Origin of the sequence: Brevibacterium moorei, from assembly GCF_024580735.1 — a bacterium.
Classification (GTDB): Bacteria; Actinomycetota; Actinomycetes; order Actinomycetales; family Brevibacteriaceae; genus Brevibacterium; species Brevibacterium moorei.
This window is the reverse complement of the sequence record NZ_JANIJX010000001.1, coordinates 342,173-356,686: the sequence shown is the minus strand read 5'-3', so window position 1 is coordinate 356,686 and position 14,514 is coordinate 342,173. Positions and strand designations below refer to the sequence as shown.

Genomic DNA, 14,514 nt, shown 5'->3' with positions numbered 1-14,514 from the left:
AAGCGGAGTGATTCGTGGAGCTGACTGGTACTAATACACCGTTCACTCACCCAAACAACACGACTCGGTGCGACTGTGGTTTTGTAGGGGTGTGTGGTGGGTTGGGTAACACGAGTTACAACAACGAGCGTAAGAGTATGCATGGCCCCTGTGTGGGGTTGGTGTTCACGTCTACTAGTTTCACTGCACGATCCAGTGACGTACACGTATGGTGTGTGTTGTTCTGTGGTTTTGCGGTGGTGAGAGCGTTGGGGAAACGCCCGGTCCCTTTCCGAACCCGGAAGCTAAGCCCGATTGCGCTGATGGTACTGCATGCGGGAGTGTGTGGGAGAGTAGGTCACCGCCGCATTTTTTTTGAATATCTGATGGTCTTCTGGCTTGTAGCCACCCCGTGTGGGTGTGCTCGCTGGGGGACCATCAGTGCATTCACGGGGGTGTTTTTCGGGGTGTGGTTTCACTCGTGCACTGGTGGTGGTAGGACGCGTGTGTTTTGCTGCCACACGTGCACGAGTGGAGCCACACCCCGGTAGAGGTGAACGGTGGTTCAGAACTCCTGGTAGCGGCGGGGGTCCTGGTCCTTCAAACGGCCGTCGGGCCGGCCCAGTGCGGTGATCGCTTCTACCTCTGCCGGAGTGAGCTCGACTTGTGCGGCTGCGAGATTCTCCGCTTGGCGCGAGGAGTTAGCCGACTTCGGGAGTGGCAGCGATCCAATCGCCAGATGCCATGCAAGGAGGATTTGTGTGGGCGTGGCGCCGTGTGCCGTGGCCGCAGCGACCACCGGAGCCGCTGACTTGAGGTCGTTTCCCCGCCCCACCGGTGACCACGCCTCTGTGATGATTCCGTGGTCGGCGTTCCACCGCAGCTCGTCGACCTGAGGGAAGTACGGATGCAGCTCGATCTGATTGACTGCGGGCAGCACGCCCGTTTCACGTTGTAGCCGCTCGATGTGTTCCGGCAGGAAGTTGGAGACTCCGATGTGCTTGACGAGCCCGCGTTCCTGCGCGCTGATGAGTCCTTGCCAAGCCTGGACGTAGAGGTCTTCGAGCGGGTTGGGCCAGTGAATCAGGTAGAGGTCGATGTGGTCCAAGCCCGTGCGCATGACCGATTCCTCGACGGTGTACTCCACCTGGTCCCGTGCATGGTGGCGCCCGGGGAGTTTCGAGGTCACGATGATCTGGTCGCGTGGTACCTGGCTGGCACGGATGGCGCGTCCGATCGCGCCCTCGTTCTCGTAGTTGAACGCCGAGTCGAGAAGGCGGTATCCGTTCTCCAACGCCGAGATCACCGCGCGGGCGCCTTGGCTGCCTCGCAGCTTGTATGTTCCGAGTCCGATCTCCGGTAGTTCTAGGCCGTCATGAGCCCGCATGCGCTTCGTCCTTTCGCTGGGATCCGGTTCTACGTCTATCCTAGACAGGTGGCCGTAGATTCGTCCGGGTCCACTGCAGGACCCGGCCCAGGAACAAGTTCACCGAGTGTCGTCTTCTTCACCGGTGCTGGTATCAGCACGGCCGCAGGCATTCCCGATTTCCGCGGTCCCGCCGGGGTGTGGACGTGCGATCCCGATGCTGAGCGGACTTCGACCCTGTCGCTTTATTTATCGGACGAGGCCGTGCGGCGGGCCGCCTGGCAGCGTATTGCGGCCTCGCCTGTGTGGGAGGCGGAACCGACCGCCGTTCATCGCGCGATCGCCTCTGAACTCGTCCGTGATCCCCGCGCCGTGGTCATCACACAGAATACCGATGGCCTTCACCAACTGGCCGGCGTCCCGGCCGACCGGATCATTGAAGTGCACGGCAACGTCCGGTACTGGCGCTGCGAATCCTGTGCCGCAACCGGCGATATGATGGACATGGTCATGCGTGTTCGCGCGGGTTCCGTTGATCCCCGCTGCCCGGAGTGCGGCGGAATCGTCAGGGCCCGCACGATTCTGTTCGGCGAGGCCCTCGACGCCGAGGTGGTGGATCTGGCCTTCGAACTGGCCGGCGGGTGCAGGGTCCTCTTGGCACTGGGTACATCCCTTACCGTTGCGCCGATCGCCGAGCTTGTCCCGACCGCAGTCCGCGCCGGGGCCAGAACCGCTATCGTCAATGCTCAGCCGACGCCGTTCGACTCCCTTGTCTCGACCGTGGTGCGTGGCAATGTTCAGACTGAGCTGGCCGGCCTGCTTTCGGCTTCGCAGTAGTACTTGCGAGCGGGAGCGTGCGGTCGAGTTCTGCGGTGGAATTGGCCACATCGGGGGAATAGGCCGGGTTCGGGTGAGGGCAGGCGGGCTCGGAGCAACTAGAATAGGTAGAACCCGGGTTCGGGTCCGCGAGCATTAGCTCCCCAAGGGCCGCAGGGACAACGGGAAGTCAGCAGTCCAATAGGGAGTAGCGTGCCGAAGTCAGACGATCGCCGGTCATACGGAGACGGACAATCACAGAACAGGGGCCGGGGTCAGCGCCGCGGTGACGGCCCGAAGAAGTACAACCGTTCCGATAACCGGGGAGATCGCTCGTTCGACCGGCGGGGTGAGGACAGGCGGGATCGCCGGGACGGCCGTCCGTCCGGTGACGGGCGTCGCTACTCGGACAATAGGCGCGGCGGTTCGGAAGGTCGTGCTGAAGGACGCCGCGATTTCGATCGCCGGGGCTCCCAAAGGCGTGATGATCGCGGATTCGGGACGGCGCGTGACAACGGCGGCTACCGTGATGACAAGCGCGGCGGCTACCGCGCGGATGATCGGCGCACCGATCAGAGGAACAGCGGCGGCGAAGAACGCCGTTTCGACCGTGATCGGAAGTTCTCCGGCGACAGGCGTGACGACCGTCGTGGTGGGGGCCGCGGGTTCTCCGGCGACCGCCGAGACGAGCGGCGCGATAATCGTCGCGACGGTGACCGTCGCGATACTCGATTCCAGCGCGACGACCGGCGCAATGGCGCGGACCGGCGTAATGAGCGCTTCGACGACCGCCGTGGTGGCGACCGGCGGCGTGACGATCGGCCCCGTTTCGACGGCGATCGCCGTTTCGACGACCGTCGGAACAAGCGTGAGGGCTTCGAACGCCGCGACGACTTCCGCGGCGACCGCCGTAACGGCTCCGGCCGTGGACCGCGTCGCTTCGACGGCGATCGCAGGCACGATGATCGGCGCCATGATGATCGCAGAGGCAATGATCGCCGTTTCGACGACCGGCGCGGCAATGACCGCGATTACCGCGGTCGCGGGGACGACCGGCGGTTCGATGACCGCCGCAACAATCAGCACGACCGCGGCGATGACCGGCGCGGTAACGGCGGCGAGGGCCGTCGTTTCGACGACCGGCGCAAGCACGACGGTCGATTCGACCGCGGCAACCAGGACCGACGCGATGACCGGCGCGGCCGGGATTTCAAGGAGCGTGGTCCCCGCTCGAATGGCCCGCGCAATCGTGATGACTGGAAGCGCGGGGACAAACAGCACTTCGAGGATCGCCCGCACAAGCCCAAACGGATCGAACCGGATCTGCCCGAGGACATCACCGGTCGTGAACTCTCCGGCGAGGTTCGCGCACAGCTGCGCCCGCTGGCCAAGGACAACGCCGAGGTTGTCGCGCGGCAGCTGGTCGCCGCCGGTCGGCTCATCGACAGCGACCCCGAGGCCGCACGCGAGTTCGCCCAGGCGGCTGTCAACCGTGCTGGTCGGATCGGCGTGGTCCGCGAGGCGCTTGGCCTGGTCGCCTATGAACTCGACGATTACGACACCGCGCTGCGAGAACTGCGTACGCACCGTCGGATCACCGGATCCAATGACAACCTGGCCCTGATCCTGGACTGCGAGCGTGGACGGAAGAACCCGGCGAAGGCCCTTGAACTGTTCGAGGAGATCGACCGTTCCACACTCAGTGATGAGGAATGGGTGGAATGTGTGATCGTCGCCGCCGGCGCACACACCGACGCGGGGAACATGCAGGGTGCCAGGGACCTGATCGAGGCCCAGGGGTTCACCGGTCACAAGCCGGCGGCCATCGTTCGCCTGCTGTCGGCGTACAGCGATCTGCTGCGCATGACCGGTGAGCGCGAAGTGGCCGATAAGTACGAGGAGCTGGCCCGCCGCACCGCTAGGTCCAACGCGGTCGTCTTCGGCGACGAGGAGATCGACCCGAACGAGGGCATCGAGATCTTCACCGTCGAGGAAGAACCAGAGGAAGAGGAAGTCGCAGAGCTCGCGCAGGCCGAAGACGAGCCCGCGAATGAGCAGGGCGCTGATGCCGCGATCGTGCGGGCTGAATCAACACAGGCGGAGACCACCGGGGCTGAGCCGGCAAGTGCTGAGACCGAAGCCGTGGTCGAGGCGAAACAGTCGGACTCGGAGCCATCTTCCCCGACGCCGGAACAAGCCGATTCGCAGGCCGGGCCCGAGGTCGCCTCGCCTTCAACCTCCTTCGCCCAGGAGGTCGAAGACGAGGTCGACGAGATCCTGCGCGAAGCGGGCCTGACCGAGGACTGATTCGCTAAGGGCCCCGGCCCTGGACCTACGGAGTTGAACTACCGGTGATCACTCGCTCTGCCCTCGAACCCGACTTGGTCATGCTCGATCTCGACGGGGTCGTCTATCACGGTGCACGCGCCGTCGTCGGAGCCGTGCCGGCACTGCGCGATTTCGCCCGCCGCGGTTTGCCCTACGCGTTCCTGACGAACAACGCCTCCAGATCTCCTGAGACGGTGGCCGAGCAGATCGCGGAGTTCGGCGTGCCCGTGCACCCGGCCCAGGTGCGCACCTCGGCCCAGGCCGTGGCGCAGGCTCTGGCCCAGCGCCTGCCGGTGGGGGACTCGGTCGCCGTCTTCGGTGCCCCTGCCCTGGCCGAGGCCGTGGCCGGGGCGGGACTGCGGGCCGTACAGCCGCCGGAGCTGCCGCCGGAGGCGCGGCTTTTAGAACAACCGCCGGCTGCGATCGCCATGGGGTACAGCGCACAATTACGTGCCGGGGACCTGTGCGCCGCCATTTCGTGTGTCCGCGCTGGATCGGGTTTCTGGGCGACGAACCCCGACCCCTCGGTACCGGGTGAACACGGCGTCTATCCGGGTAACGGAACCTTCGTCGACATCGTCGAGCGTTTCACCGGGGTCCCGGCGCGGATCGCGGGCAAACCCGCGCCCTTCCTACCTCAGCAGGTCATCTCCGAATACCGTGCGCAGCGCCCTGTCATGGTCGGGGACAGATGCTCGACGGATATCGCAGCCGGTCGAGCAGCCGGCTGTCTGAGTGTTCTGGTACTCACCGGCATCGACGATGTGCACGTTGCGCTGCAGGCGCCGGCGGAGCAGCGGCCCGATAGGATTGTGGCGGACCTGCGGGATCTGCTACGCCCCCTGCCCGCAGTCGAGGTGTCCGGTGACACGGCTGCCTGCGGCAGTTCCAGTGCCCGGCTGGTCGCCGGTCGGATCGAAGCGCGGGGACCGGCCGAGGGCGCCGTACAGGCGGCTTTGGCCCTGAGCCGAGCACGTGGTGGGCTTCCACTGGATCCGGGAAACCTGCCACGGCGCTTCACAGCGGAGGAGCTTCATGACGAATGATCATATGCGGACCCGGACGGAACCCGCTGACCGGGACTCCACCGGCGGGGGGCCCTGGCGGGCCGAACTCGCCGAGTTGGCCGTGTCCCAGGATCCCAGGGCTCTGGTGCGCGGCGCCCATGGACTGATGGATCGTCTGGAAGCGGAGCTGAAAGAGCTGTGAGTGCTCTCAGACTCGACTCTGCGCTGGTCGAGCGCGGACTGAGCACTTCGCGCAATCGCGCAGCGCGGGAAATCGCCGCCGGCAATGTGCTCGTCGACGGCAGCAGGATCGTCAAACCGGCGCACCGCGTCGACGGAACAAGCCGGATCGAGCTGCTGGCCGAGGATCCGTGGGTGGCACGGAGTGCGCACAAGCTGTTGGGTGCGATCGAGGCCTTCCACTTGGACTCGCGGATCGCCGGACGGATCTGCCTGGACGCCGGCGCTTCGACCGGTGGTTTCACCCAGGTGCTCCTGCACCACGGAGCCCGCCTGGTTCACGCGGTTGACGTCGGACACGATCAGCTGCACCCCAAGCTGCGCGCCGATGCGCGCGTGCACGAACTCTCCGGTCACAACCTGCGCGAAATGACACCGGACTGGTTGGGTACAGACCAGCCGGTGGACCTGGTCTGCGCCGATGTGTCCTTCATCTCCCTGACCCTGCTGATCGCCCCGCTGCTGGGTGTCCTGGCCGCCGACGGCCGGATGGTGCTCATGGTCAAACCACAGTTCGAGGCCGGGCGGGGCGCCCTGGACAAACACGGCGTGGTGACCGACCCGCGGCGGCGCGCCCAGGCAGTGGCACAGGTGGCCGAAGCGGTGTTCGCTGCCGGTGGCGCGGTGGCCGGATGGGCGCCCTCGCCGCTCCCGGGGCCCGCTGGGAATAGGGAGTATTTTCTCCTAGTGGCACCTCATTCACTAGGATCGCAGGATGAGGAACCCGCGCGCATAGCCCGCGCCATCGTGAAGGAGGGATAGTGGACCGCAGCATCGTATTGGCCCTGCACCCGCATCGGGAGGCGGCCCGCAGAGCGGCTCTGACCGTAGCGACGATGCTTCAACGCGAAGGCATCACACCGGTCATGTTGGCCGGCGAGCACGCGGCCCTGATCAGCTACACCGGCCCGATCGACACCCACATCCATGTGGTCCCCGACGATTACATGTCGGGCACACACGGTGATTCGGAACTCGTCATGGTGCTCGGCGGGGACGGCACCATGTTGCGCGCCGCCCGCCATTTCCATACCTCGCAGGTTCCGATTATGGGTATCAACCTGGGGCACATCGGCTTCCTGGCCGAGTCGGAGCGCAAGGATCTCAAAACGGCCGTGCACCGGGCTGCGAACCGCGAATACACCGTCGAGGCGCGGATGGCCGTGGACATCACGGTCAGTCACGGCGACGAGGTGATCCACCAGGACTGGGCGCTCAACGAGGTCACTCTGGAGAAGAACCGGGAGACCGCCATGATCGAGGTGGTCGTCGGCGTCGACGCCCGCCCTGTGTCGTCCTTCGGTTGCGATGGCGTCATCCTGGCCACGCCGACCGGTTCGACGGCCTATGCCTTCTCCGCCGGTGGCCCGATCGTGTGGCCGGAAGTCGAGGCACTGCTCATGGTGCCGATCAGCGCCCACGCGCTGTTCGCCAAACCGCTGGTAGTCTCCCCGTCATCGCGGCTGGGCGTTGAATACCTCGATCGGCGCCCGGCGGTGCGGGCCAGTCTGTGGTGCGATGGCACGCACACCTTCGATGTTCAGCCGGGCAGCAGGCTCGAGGCGGTCCGCTCCGCGGCCCCCGTCCACTTCGCCCGGTTGAACCTGGGACCGTTCACCGACCGCCTGGTCGGCAAGTTCCAACTGCCCGTTGCCGGCTGGCGTGGGCCCCAGGACGCAGCATGATCCAATCACTGGGGATCGACAACCTGGGCGTCATCACCCACACGGAGGTCGAGGTGGGCCCCGGCCTGACGGTGGTCACGGGGGAGACCGGTGCCGGTAAGACGATGTTCGTCACCGCATTGGGCCTGCTGATCGGCGGGCGAGCCGACTCGCACGCAGTGCGGGCCGGGGCGAAGCGCGCCGTCGTCGAGGGCGTCTTCGACATCACCGGGATGGACTCGGTGCGGGAGCGGGTCGCCGACGCCGGCGGCGAGGCAGACGACGAGTTGATCGTCAGTCGCCAGATCGTGCCGGGGGGCCGGGGCAGGGCCACAGCGGGAGGCCGTACGGTGCCGATGGGAGTACTGGCCGAGGTGGGCCAGGAACTGGTCAGCATGCACGGTCAGACCGAACAGCTGCGGCTGAAGTCCACGGCCAGGCAGCGCGAACTGCTCGACGGCTTCGGCGGTCGGGAGCTCGCCGGGCTGCTCGCGGATTACCGTGCCGCCTATGCCCAGTGGCGGGATCTGCGGGCAGAGGACGAACGCCTGCGGGAGACCTCGGTCGAGAGGGCCGGACGCATCAACTTCCTGGAATCCGCCCTCGAGGCCATCGACGCGGTGCGCCCGGCCCCTGGCGAGGACGCCGAACTCAAAGCCCTGGCGGCCAAGCTCGCCGCGGCGGAATCCCTCAAACAGGCGGTCGGAACGGCCCACGCGTCTCTGGTGGGCGACGACTTCGCCGAAACGGAGAACGTCTCCGACCTGCTCGGACGGGTGGCTGCGGACCTGGAACGGGCGGCCGCCGATGATGAGGTACTGGGTGAGCCGGCGGCACAGGCCACCGATCTGGCGATTCGGGCGGCCGATCTGGGCGCGGAACTCAGTGCCTACCTCCAGGGCTTCGACGACCTGGAGGGCGCGTCCCTGCAGGAAACGGAGGAGCGCAGGGCGCAACTGGGATCCCTGGCCGCCTACGGCCCCGATGTCGAGGCGGTTCTGGAATTCGAGGAGCGGGCGGGTCGCGAACTGTTGGACCTGCGCGGTGGCGATGAGTGCCTGGGACTCATGCAGGAACGCCTGAACGCGGCGGAGGAGGCTCTGCGCACCGCCGCGGACTCTCTGCACGAGGCCCGGGTGAAGGCCGCGGGGGAGTTCTCCGTCTCTGTGTCGGAGGAACTGCGTGCCCTGTCCATGCCGAAGGCGAAGGTCGGCTTCGCGGTCGAGCCGTGCGAACCGGCGGCGCACGGAGCCGACCAGATCAACCTGTGGTTCACCGCCCACGAGGCACAGGCCCCCGGGGAGATCGGCCGGCTGGCCTCCGGTGGCGAGCTCTCGCGGGTGATGTTGGCGATCGAGGTCGTCACCGCGCGCAGGGTGCACTTCCCGACCTTCGTCTTCGACGAGGTCGATGCGGGAGTCGGCGGAGCCGCTGCGATCGAGATCGGCCGTCGTCTGGCGCGCTTGTCCGTCGGCAGGCAGGTGATAGTCGTCACCCATCTGGCGCAGGTCGCGGCCTGGGCCGACAACCACATCACGGTGCGCAAGGAGGACGGCGAAGACGGTGCGGTCTCCGGGATCACCCGGCTCGACGGGGCCGAAAGGGAAGCCGAACTGGCCAGGATGTTGGGTGGGATGAGCGAATCGCAGGCAGCCCAGGCGCATGTGGTCGAGCTCATATCGCAGGCTGAAGAGGGCAAGTCGGCCTTCTAGGACATGGCAGAATAGAGCAATCATGACGGAGCAAGAGACAAACCGCCGGAGCGCGGAATTCGACGATGCCGTCGCCGAATTCTCCCAGGCAGTGACGGAGACGACCGACGATGTCGCGGCAATCCTCGACCGTGATATCCCCCTGCCGCCGGAGCTTTCGGTCGAGGGCACGGACCGCCACTTCCTCATCGTCTCCCAGGGCAGCCACTATAAGGAAGACCTGGCGATGCTGGGCAATTACATCCGTGAGTACAAACCGGTACTGGTGGGTGTCGGCGGCGGTGCGGACGCGCTGGTCGAGCTGGGCTACAAACCCGACCTGATCGTCGGCAATCTGGACGCCCCCGGGGAGTCCGCGATCGTCACCGGCGCCCAACTGGTCATCCATTCCACCCCCGAGCACCCCGGCAACGGTGCGGCCCGACTCGATCACCTGGACCTGCCGTACACGACCTTCGAGCTGCGCGGCAACGACGAGGACGCGGCCTTCGTCATCGCCGATGGCCTGGGTGCCCAGCTGATCGTCGCAGTGGGTTCGAACGACACCGCCACCGAGCTGCTCAAGCAGGAGCGCCGCGACATCGCCTCGACCCTGTTGACGCGCATGCGGGTGAGCACGAAACTCATCGATGCCAAGGGACTGGGCCTGATCTACCACCGGCGCATCGGCGTCTGGCCCCTTGTGTTTCTGCTCGTCGCCGGCCTCCTCGCACTGGTGGCGGCACTGGCCGTGACAACCGCCGGACAGACCGTACTGGGCCTCATCGGCGCGCAGTTCGACGGTCTGTTCGGATGGATCCGCTCGCTTTTCACCGGCACCTCCACAGCGGCGCTGAGCGCGCTGCACCTCGTGCGTCTCTAAGGGAGAAACAGTCTTGGTTGATTTCCGCTACCACCTCGTCTCACTCGTCTCCGTGTTCATGGCCCTGGCCGTGGGCATTGTGCTGGGCGCAGGCCCCCTCAAGGCCCCCATCGGGGATTCGCTGCAAAGCCAGGTCGACTCCCTGCGCACCGACCGCGACAAGCTGCGGCAGGACGGGGAAGTCAAGGACACGCACCTCAAAGACGATTCAGATTTCATCATCGCCTCGGCCCCGCGCCTGCTCAAGGGCACGCTCAAGGGCAAGACGATCGCGCTGGTGCGCACCCAGGGCGTTGATTCCAAGCTCGTCGACGCCCTGGAGAACCGACTGGGCGAGGCCGGGGCCAAAGTGGTCCAGGCGATGACTCTGACGGACAAGACGCTTGACGAGCAGGCGGCGACGGACTTGACCGGGCAGCTGCACACGCTCGATTCGAGCCTGCCGGACGATGCCGCCCAGGCGGTGCCCCAGGCGATGGCAAGGGCCGTGGGCTTCGGTTCGGGCAGCGCCAAGTCGGTCGATGCCAATAAGGCCGCGGAGCTGCAGAAGGCGCTGGGCAACGCCGGCCTGATCCGTGCGGGAGACACGGCCAAGGCCAACGGTGTCCTGGTGGTTCTGCCCCAGCAGGACACTGCAGGCTCGGAGGAGTCCTCGGCCGCGCTCGACGTGGGCGACGGCGCCGATCTGAGCGTCGATGTGGCAAGCCTGCTGCCCAGCGTGGCGGCAGCACCCGAACGCGGCGATCAGGACGGACAACTGGCGACCCTGCGCAGCAAGGAACAGCGGTTGACCACCGTCGATTCGCTCGGGCAGGCGACCGGCCCCGTGATCGTGTCCCTGGCGCTGGCCGATGTGCTCGGCGGCGGGCGGGCGGGAGCATACGGATTCGGCACCCAGGCATCCCGCCTGGCGCCGGGTTTCGGCCGCTGACCGCAACAGCGCGGTGCCCGGACACGGACTCGGGGGTCGGACCGACCGGCCGGGCCCGGGCCGGGCGGCCGCGGACTAGAATGGGCGACAAAGCAACTGCGTCGAAGGGAACTCCCGTGTCCGAAACCGAAATCGAGCTTGCCAGATCCACCAGGATCCTGCACATCCTCACGGAGTCCGACTCGGTCTTCGCGGAATCCGCCCTCATTGCGATTTCGGCACAGGCCGCACAGGGACTGCACGTGGCAGTCGCCGCCCGCCCCGAGGTGCTCGACGCCTTGGGGCTGATCGAATCGGGCACCCTGCGGTTGATCGAACTGCCGGTCCACAGTCAGGCCCACCCTGCCGACCCGAAGGCGGCCTTCGCCCTGCACAAGCTCTACCGGCACATTGATTTGGTACACGCACATGGCCTGCACGCCGCGGCACTGGCGGGCCTGGGCCTGACCGGCCTGCCGAAGTCCATGCGCCCCGTCATCGTGGACACCGTGGGCAATGAACGTGGATCCGATCGGTTCTCGGCTTCACAGCGCAGGTTCATCGGACGTACCGCGACCCGCGTGTTGGGTTCCAACGCCGCAGTGGTCGAGGAGTTCGCAGCCGCCGTGCCGGAGGCCACCAGGGCACCGTTGGCCCGCCCCGACGTGATCCGCAACCTGGCGCCGGCCCATTCTTCGCGGACCGTGCGCAAGCAGCTGGGGATCGCTTCCGATGTGGTGTTGGTCGCCAGCCCCGTGGCCCTGGTCGACGGGGATGTGCTGACGACGATCGCGGAGGCCGCGTTGCGTCTGCCGGCAGCCCGCGCCGATCGTCGCTGGGCGTTCGTCTTCACCGGCACGGGCCCGGCCCGCACCACCCTGGAGACCGAGATCGCCGGCCGGGCCGAGCACGTGTACGTGGCCTCGCCCTCGCAGGCGGTCGACGTGCTGGCCGCGGCCGAGGTCGTGGTGGCGGCCGAGCAGATGTCTACGGTGGACGCAGCGGGCGTCATGCAGCTGCGCCGCCCCGTCGTCTTCGTCGGCGCCGATGAAGACGCGGCGGCTTACGGCCAGACCGCGGTACGGGTCCCGGCCACCGACACCGGTGCGCTGCTGCACGGAATCGAGTTCTATGCGGACCGTCCCACGATCCGCACGCAGATGGCCTTCGCCGCAGCGGACCGGGTGCTGGCTACCACAGATGTGGCGCAGATCCCCGCTCGTGTCGAAGCCGACTACAGCCTGGCCCTTGAGGCCGGGGTCCGCTGACGATAGGATTGAATCCCGTGGTAAATCGAATCTCAAACAACGGCCAGACGCCTGTGCGTCACATCTTCGTTACCGGCGGGGTCGTCTCCTCCCTGGGCAAGGGCCTGACGGCATCATCTCTGGGCCACCTGTTGCGGCAGCGGGGCATCAAGGTCGTCATGCAGAAGCTGGATCCCTACCTGAATGTGGATCCCGGCACCATGAACCCGTTCCAGCACGGCGAGGTCTTCGTCACCGACGACGGTGCGGAGACCGATCTGGACATCGGGCACTATGAACGTTTCCTCGACATCAATCTGGATGGTGGCGCGAACGTCACCACCGGTCAGGTCTACTCCACGGTCATCGCCAAGGAACGGCGCGGCGCCTACCTGGGCGACACCGTGCAGGTCATCCCGCACATCACCGATGAGATCAAGTCGCGGATGCGGGCCCAGGCCAATCGGGAGGACGGGAACACCCCTGACGTCATCATCACGGAGATCGGCGGCACCGTCGGCGATATCGAATCGCAGCCCTTCTTGGAGGCCGCACGGCAGGTCCGTATGGACCTGGGCCGGGAGAACGTGTTCTTCATCCACGTCAGCCTGGTGCCCTATATTGCGCCCTCGGGAGAGCTGAAGACCAAGCCGACCCAGCACTCGGTGGCCGCCCTGCGCTCGATCGGTATCACCCCCGATGCGATCGTGCTGCGCTCGGATCGGGAACTGCCCGACAGCATCCGGGCCAAGATCGCAGGCTCCTGCGACGTCGATCTGGACGCGGTGGTCTCCTGTGTCGACGCGCCCAGCATCTACGACATCCCGAAGGTCCTCCACAACGGCGGCCTGGACGTCTATGCCATCCGCAAGCTCAACCTGCCCTTCCGCGACGTCGATTGGGAACAGTGGGACCGGGTGCTCGAACGCGTGCACTTCCCCAAGCACCACCTGACGGTGGGCCTGGTCGGAAAGTACATCGACTTGCCCGACGCCTACCTGTCGGTGACGGAGGCGCTGCGCCACGGTGGTTTCGCCAATGATGCGAAGGTCTCCATCAAGTGGATCGCCTCCGATACCTGCCGGACCCCCGAGGGAGCGGCGGAGGCGCTGGAAGACGTGGACGCGATCTGCGTACCCGGCGGCTTCGGCATCCGTGGCATCGAGGGCAAGCTGGGCGCGCTGCAGTTCGCCCGCGAACACCAGGTGCCGACCCTTGGCCTGTGCCTGGGACTGCAGTGCATGGTGATCGAATACGCCCGCGACGTGCTGGGCATCGAGGGTGCTTCCTCGACGGAGTTCGACCCGGAGACGGCAGAACCGGTCATCGCCACGATGGAGGAACAGCAGTCCTACGTCTCCGGTGAAGGAGACCTGGGCGGGACCATGCGGCTGGGACTGTACGAGGCCAAACTGGCGGAGGACTCCATCGTCGCCGAGGTCTATGGATCCACCAGCGTGCACGAACGTCACCGTCACCGCTACGAGGTCAACAACGCCTACCGGGATCGTCTCGAAGCCGCTGGTCTGCGGATCTCGGGTACCTCGCCCTCGGACGAACTGGTGGAGTTCGTGGAACTGCCCAAGGAGTCCCACCCCTACTACGTCTCCACCCAGGCGCACCCAGAGCTGCGTAGCCGGCCCACCCGACCGCACCCGCTGTTCGCGGGTCTGGTCAAGGCCGGGCTGGAGCAGAAGGGGATCTGAATCGCGATGACCGAGTTGCGTGATGAGCTCGAAGCCGCTCCCGTGGTGGAATCCCGGATCGCCTATCCCGGCGTCATCTGGGATATCCGCTCGGAGACCTTCACCCTGCCCGAGGCCCCGCGGCCGATGTGCAGGGAGTTCACCGCGCACACCTCGGCCGTGGCGATCGCCGCAGTCGACGCCCAGGACCGGATTCTGCTGATTCGGCAGTACCGCCATCCGGTCCTGGCCAGGGAATGGGAGATCCCCGCCGGCCTACTCGACCAGGCCGGCGAGTCGGGCCGCCCCGCGGCGGCCCGCGAACTGTTCGAAGAGGCGGATCTGCGCGCCGCAGAATGGTCGGTGCTGGCAGACCAGTACACCACTCCGGGCAGTTCCTCGGAGGTCCTGCGGATCTTCCTGGCCCGCGGCCTGTCCGCCGTGCCCCAGGAGGAACGGCACGCGCGCGAGGACGAGGAACTCGGCATTGAGAAGCGCTGGGTCGATCTGTCCGATGCCGCTGCGGCCGTGAGCGCCGGTGGTATCCTCAACGCCACCTGCCAGTTGGCCGTCCTGCACGCCGAAAGGGCAAGGGCCGCCGGCTGGACCGGACTGCGGCCGGGGGATGCGCCCTGGCCCAGTCTGGAGCATATCCGGGCGGCCGGTCACGCCCGTATTCCCCGGGGCTGAGGTCTGCG

Annotated in this window: 14 protein-coding genes and 1 rRNA gene; 13 read left to right on the top strand and 2 right to left on the bottom strand. The window is 66.6% G+C overall.

Annotated elements, in window-relative coordinates; translation table 11 throughout:
- Positions 1-232 precede the first annotated feature (232 nt).
- Positions 233-349, top strand: a 5S ribosomal RNA gene (gene rrf, locus NQ034_RS01635).
- A gap of 195 nt (positions 350-544) precedes the next feature.
- On the opposite strand, the gene NQ034_RS01630 is transcribed toward rrf, so the two are convergent.
- Positions 545-1,366, bottom strand: a complete 822-nt coding sequence (locus NQ034_RS01630; RefSeq protein ID WP_257046638.1) for an aldo/keto reductase — start codon at positions 1,364-1,366, stop codon at positions 545-547.
- A 48-nt stretch (positions 1,367-1,414) separates the two neighbouring features.
- On the opposite strand from NQ034_RS01630, the gene NQ034_RS01625 reads away from it, so the two are divergent.
- Positions 1,415-2,182, top strand: a complete 768-nt coding sequence (locus tag NQ034_RS01625) for an SIR2 family NAD-dependent protein deacylase (protein ID WP_257046637.1) — start codon at positions 1,415-1,417, stop codon at positions 2,180-2,182.
- A gap of 234 nt (positions 2,183-2,416) precedes the next feature.
- Here the strand turns inward: NQ034_RS01625 and NQ034_RS01620 are convergent, their stop codons facing one another.
- Positions 2,417-3,748 carry a hypothetical protein gene (locus NQ034_RS01620; protein WP_257046636.1) on the bottom strand — a complete coding sequence of 444 codons (1,332 nt, stop codon included), beginning with the start codon at positions 3,746-3,748 and terminating at the stop codon, positions 2,417-2,419.
- Here NQ034_RS01620 and NQ034_RS01615 point away from each other — a divergent pair.
- The 11 genes from NQ034_RS01615 to NQ034_RS01565 all read left to right on the top strand — a co-directional run bounded on the left by NQ034_RS01615 (position 3,671) and on the right by NQ034_RS01565 (position 14,506).
- Entirely contained in the window at positions 3,671-4,468 is a 798-nt protein-coding gene (locus NQ034_RS01615) for a hypothetical protein (protein ID WP_257046635.1), read from the top strand. The two genes, NQ034_RS01620 and NQ034_RS01615, sit on opposite strands and share 78 nt — an antisense overlap.
- A 44-nt stretch (positions 4,469-4,512) precedes the next feature.
- Positions 4,513-5,535 (top strand): HAD-IIA family hydrolase, encoded by a 1,023-nt coding sequence (locus NQ034_RS01610; protein ID WP_257046634.1) that lies wholly within the window; start codon positions 4,513-4,515, stop codon positions 5,533-5,535.
- The gene (locus NQ034_RS01605) at positions 5,525-5,698 is read left to right on the top strand and encodes a hypothetical protein (protein WP_257046633.1); all 174 of its coding nucleotides are present in this window, start codon (positions 5,525-5,527) and stop codon (positions 5,696-5,698) included. The genes NQ034_RS01610 and NQ034_RS01605 overlap by 11 nt, the downstream gene beginning before the upstream one ends.
- Positions 5,695-6,498 carry a TlyA family RNA methyltransferase gene (locus NQ034_RS01600; protein ID WP_257046632.1) on the top strand — a complete coding sequence of 268 codons (804 nt, stop codon included), beginning with the start codon at positions 5,695-5,697 and terminating at the stop codon, positions 6,496-6,498. The genes NQ034_RS01605 and NQ034_RS01600 overlap by 4 nt, the downstream gene beginning before the upstream one ends.
- Positions 6,498-7,421, top strand: coding sequence for an NAD kinase (locus NQ034_RS01595; protein WP_257046631.1), 924 nt, complete (start codon positions 6,498-6,500; stop codon positions 7,419-7,421). The genes NQ034_RS01600 and NQ034_RS01595 overlap by 1 nt, the downstream gene beginning before the upstream one ends.
- Positions 7,418-9,112: a DNA repair protein RecN gene (gene recN / locus NQ034_RS01590; RefSeq protein WP_257046630.1), complete on the top strand. Its 1,695-nt coding sequence runs from the start codon at positions 7,418-7,420 to the stop codon at positions 9,110-9,112. Before NQ034_RS01595 ends, recN begins: the two co-directional genes overlap by 4 nt.
- 22 nt (positions 9,113-9,134) lie before the next feature.
- On the top strand, positions 9,135-9,974 hold the full coding sequence (gene steA / locus NQ034_RS01585; protein ID WP_257046629.1) for a putative cytokinetic ring protein SteA: 840 nt from the start codon (positions 9,135-9,137) through the stop codon (positions 9,972-9,974).
- 13 nt (positions 9,975-9,987) lie between these two features.
- Complete coding sequence (locus NQ034_RS01580) at positions 9,988-10,905, top strand: copper transporter (protein WP_257046628.1); 918 nt, start codon at positions 9,988-9,990, stop codon at positions 10,903-10,905.
- A gap of 116 nt (positions 10,906-11,021) precedes the next feature.
- Positions 11,022-12,152, top strand: coding sequence for a group 1 glycosyl transferase (locus NQ034_RS01575; RefSeq protein WP_257046627.1), 1,131 nt, complete (start codon positions 11,022-11,024; stop codon positions 12,150-12,152).
- 17 nt (positions 12,153-12,169) lie between these two features.
- A complete protein-coding gene (pyrG, locus tag NQ034_RS01570) occupies positions 12,170-13,837 on the top strand; it encodes a CTP synthase (protein WP_257046626.1) in 1,668 nt (555 codons plus the stop codon).
- Positions 13,838-13,843: 6 nt separating this feature from the next.
- A complete protein-coding gene (locus tag NQ034_RS01565) occupies positions 13,844-14,506 on the top strand; it encodes an NUDIX domain-containing protein (protein ID WP_257046625.1) in 663 nt (220 codons plus the stop codon).
- Positions 14,507-14,514 lie beyond the last annotated feature (8 nt).